Genomic DNA, 3,467 nt, shown 5'->3' with positions numbered 1-3,467 from the left:
TTGCGTCTCTGCCCAACCTTGACATGATTCAGGTATGCTTGATTTTGGCGACTTGGCTAGGTTTTCGATTAGCTTTATGGCTCTATTCTTTAGTCGTTTATCACCTAAATCTAAATTACGAAATTCTCTATTTGCCCAATTCATAGCTAAAATGATTCTACTTTACTAAATCTTAACAACTTGTGTGTAAGGAGATGGGTTAATGCTCTATGTTAATTTTACCGCTTCTATAATGGCGTTGGTCTCTGCAATTTTAGTGCTTTGGTTGCTCATAAAATAATACAAAACACTCTTAATTTTAAATTATACTGACTACACACTTATGATTTTAAAAGACTTTCAGCTCTATACACATGACTACCGTGCTACACACTTCGTGTAGATAAATAATGCATGATATTTAATATGCCCTATAATTAGCACCTACAAAAGGTTAAATATGGAGGCATTTATGGCTACTACCGGTTTTCTGCATCAAGTCATTTCCGACGAGGGGTATATTGCTGCCAATACCTTGGCCAAGGTATTGCACATCACTCAAAGCGATCTTGCCGATGTCACCGGCTTGTCCCGCGATTCGGTTTCCAAGAGTTCCCGGTGTAAAAGCCGCTCCACCCAAGCCCGGTTAAGGGATACGGTAGAAATCATCAACCGGGTATCGGAGTGGTCGGGTGGCGTAGGGCGTGCATTTGCCTGGTTTCGCTCGCAACCTTTGCCGTCATTTGGTGATAAAACTGCAGAAGATCTGGTCAAAGAAGGCCGCGCAGAGGCTGTGAAAGCCTATCTAGCGCGAATCGCCGACGGTGGTTACGCTTGACGATAAGCATTAGCCGGTTTACCGGGATTGTGTATCGTGCGCATCACCCTATGTGGTCTTACCATCCCATATCCGGCAATGGTGCCAAGAAACATGGAGGGCGATTCAATCCGCCTGGCTGTGCGGCACTTTATCTATCGCTTGACCCGACCACGGCATGGATGGAAGCACAACAGGGTTTCCCTTTTAAACCGCAGCCGATGACGTTAGTCGCTTACGAGATTGATTGCGCGAAAATAGCCAACCTTAATGATGAAAAGCTATTGGCGAACATGGGCAGCTCGTCACAAGAACTTGACTGCGCATGGGAAGATCTGGCGACTCAAGACCTGGAACCACCTACATGGAGGCTAGCAGAGCGATTGCAAGCGCTTGAGGTTAACGGGATATTGGTACGCAGTTTTGCATCCGGTTGCACAGCCAAAAACCAAAACCTGATTTTATGGCAATGGTCTGATTCAGAACCGAATGCCGTTCGAGTGATCGATGAATTTAGCCGACTTCCCAAAACCACAGAATCATGGGGTGGCCAATAAAATGAAATTATTGATAATCACTACTAACGATCACGCCAAGAGTTGAATTTTGATTTTACGGACTTATTTAAGATATTGCCGACAATCAAGTTGCTCGCGTGGCAGCAAAAACAGATAGACGCGCTGGAGCAGGAAATACTCAAGCTCAAGGGTGAAACCATCAAGCCAAAAATAAAACCCAGCAAGATGGATAAGGATTCTGCCGAGGATGGGGATGACGATAACAGCAACTCTTCAAAAAAGAACAAAGGGCCTAAACGCAGTAAAACCGAGCATCTTAAGATCGATGCCACGGTCGAGCTTCAACCCGACAAAATACCGAAAGGATCAGTGTTTAAGGGGTATCGGGAAGTCGTCATTCAGGATATCGTACTTAAAAATTTCAACGCCTGCTATCGCCTGGCTCAATACCAAACACCGGATGACAGCTACGTCTCAGGCCAACTCCCCGACGGCCTTAATGGCTGTCATTTTGGCAACGACCTGATCAGTTTTATTCTCTATCAATACCATCACCAACATGTCACTCAACCGCTGCTATTGAAACAATTGCAGGATTTAGGGGTTGATATTTCCAGTGGTCGATTAAGCCAGTTGATCACCGACGGCTTGGAGGTGTTTCATGATGAAAAAGATCAATTACTGCAAGCGGGATTGTCAGTATCTCAATATATACATACCGATGACACCGGCGCTCGTCATAATGGCAAAAACGGCTATTGCACGCATATCGGCAATGAGCTGTTTGCCTGGTTCAGCAGTACCGAAAGCAAAAGCCGCATCAACTTCTTATGCTGTTTAGGCCAAGGCAGCCGCCAGCTTTATGTCATAAATGACGGTGCATTGGCGTATATGGAGCAACAAAAACTGCCACGCGTGTTGATAGTCCGCCTTGAAGATAAAACACTGCGCCTTGAAACAGCGTCTGCTTTGGCAACTTGGCTGGATCAACACAATATCAAAGCCAAACGGCACCGGAGAATTATCACCGAAGGCGCTTTAATGGGCGGCTTGTTGGCCCAAGGCATTGCCGCTAACTTCAGCATTATCAGCGATGATGCCGGACAGTTTACTGTCTTTGACCATGCGTTGTGCTGGATACATGCCGAACGCGTCATCAATCGCCTTATTCCTTTAAATGACGAACATGTTAAAGCCGTTGACAACGTGCGTGAACAACTCTGGCTGCTTTACCAAGATCTGAAAGATTATAAACTTAACCCATCGACAATTCAAGCTGAAGACATTAAATTCCGTTTTCAAGCGATGTGCAGCACCAAAACGGCTTATGTAACACTCAATCTGGCCTTAAAGCGGATGGGGAATAATCAGCACGAACTGCTTCAGGTTCTCGACAAACCCTATCTGCCACTCCACAACAACTTGAGCGAGCGGGATATTCGGGATTACGTCAAAAAGCGAAAAATAAGCGGCAGCACACGCAGTGAGGCGGGCCGAAAGTGTCGAGATACCTTTGCCAGTTTAAAGAAGACCTGTCTTAAGCACGGTCTTTCATTTTGGCATTATCTTAAGGATAGGCTGTTGGGCGAAAATAATATTCCACCGCTATCCGATTTGATTCGGGCTGCGGCTACCTGTGGGTAATGAGAAGTTACCGAATTATAACATAATGCATTGTTTATATTAAATATTTAAATGATGTTTTGTGGCGGTTTGGGCTGCTTTATGAAAATAGGGCGGTAAGGAATATGGGGCTTTATTTTTATGGCTATTCTCGGACAGCCTCCTAGTTAATATTACGGCGTATGGATGATTACCACAACATTTCTGCCAAATCAGACCCTCTAATATTGGCATAGCGCTTAAGCATTCGCAAATCCTTATGTCCGCTAATTTTTGCAATCTGAACATCACCGAGGCTAGTACTCGATGTTCAAGTTTTTAAGCTTAGAAATACAGCCGGAAAACGGGTAAGCTAATCAGTGTAAACTGCCACGTATTTCAACACTATGTTGATGTACGAGCCGGCACACTTTATAAAATCGTTTGTCACTGATTTAGATGCAGCCCTGGGAAAGCTAAAGTCCAATGCCAGGCTGACGCACCTACAAAAGACTTGGCTAGGATTTTGTTTAACGGGGATGTTACTGACC

4 protein-coding genes are annotated in these 3,467 nt (G+C 44.8%); 3 read left to right on the top strand and 1 reads right to left on the bottom strand.

Features of this window, described 5'->3' with window-relative positions:
* A partial coding sequence (locus tag RW114_RS21115) for an IS4/Tn5 family transposase DNA-binding protein (RefSeq protein ID WP_422614784.1) occupies positions 1-144 on the bottom strand: 144 nt, incomplete at its 3' end.
* A gap of 307 nt (positions 145-451) precedes the next feature.
* Between RW114_RS21115 and RW114_RS20140 the strand changes: the two genes are divergently transcribed.
* From RW114_RS20140 to RW114_RS20130, 3 genes are all read left to right on the top strand, one after another.
* On the top strand, positions 452-817 hold the full coding sequence (locus RW114_RS20140) for an antitoxin Xre/MbcA/ParS toxin-binding domain-containing protein (RefSeq protein ID WP_340124522.1): 366 nt from the start codon (positions 452-454) through the stop codon (positions 815-817).
* Positions 814-1,353, top strand: coding sequence for an RES family NAD+ phosphorylase (locus RW114_RS20135; protein WP_340124521.1), 540 nt, complete (start codon positions 814-816; stop codon positions 1,351-1,353). Before RW114_RS20140 ends, RW114_RS20135 begins: the two co-directional genes overlap by 4 nt.
* 75 nt (positions 1,354-1,428) lie before the next feature.
* A complete protein-coding gene (locus tag RW114_RS20130) occupies positions 1,429-2,958 on the top strand; it encodes an IS66 family transposase (RefSeq protein WP_340124520.1) in 1,530 nt (509 codons plus the stop codon).
* Positions 2,959-3,467 lie beyond the last annotated feature (509 nt).

It is taken from the genome of Methylobacter svalbardensis (assembly GCF_037671525.1).
GTDB lineage: Bacteria > Pseudomonadota > Gammaproteobacteria > Methylococcales > Methylomonadaceae > Methylobacter_A > Methylobacter_A svalbardensis.
The sequence above is the reverse complement of the archived record's forward strand: the minus strand, read 5'-3'. Positions and strand labels throughout refer to the sequence as shown.